At 71.8% G+C, this 348-nt stretch carries 1 protein-coding gene; it reads left to right on the top strand.

The features are described 5' to 3' along the window. The coding region (locus FJV46_RS15085) for an aminotransferase class V-fold PLP-dependent enzyme (RefSeq protein ID WP_140995591.1) at window positions 1-348 on the top strand (348 nt) is incomplete at both ends.

The following is a 348-nucleotide window of genomic DNA, read 5'->3' as shown; positions in this document are numbered from 1 at the left end:
CCGACGTCGGCGGCACGCCGCTCGTCTACCTGGACTCGGGCGCCACCTCGCAGAACCCGACCAGCGTCATGGAGGCCGAGCAGGAGGTCTACGAACAGCGCAACGCCGCGGTGCATCGCGGTGCGCACTCCCTCGCGGTCGACGCGACGGACGCGTACGAGGACGCACGCGCCGCCGTCGCCCGCTTCATCGGCGCCCGCACGCGCGAGCTCGTCTGGACCTCCAATGCCACCGAGGGCATCAGCCTCGTGGCCTATGCGATGTCCAACGCGTCCCTCGGGCGCGGAGGAGCTGCAGCGCAGCGCTTCGCGGTGGGCCCGGGGGACAGCATCGTGGTCACCGAGATGG

The sequence above is a fragment of the Arthrobacter agilis genome, from assembly GCF_006494655.1.
In the GTDB taxonomy this organism is placed as follows: Bacteria; Actinomycetota; Actinomycetes; order Actinomycetales; family Micrococcaceae; genus Arthrobacter_D; species Arthrobacter_D agilis.
Note: the sequence above shows the minus strand (reverse complement) of the source record. Positions and strands in the feature narration are given on the sequence as shown.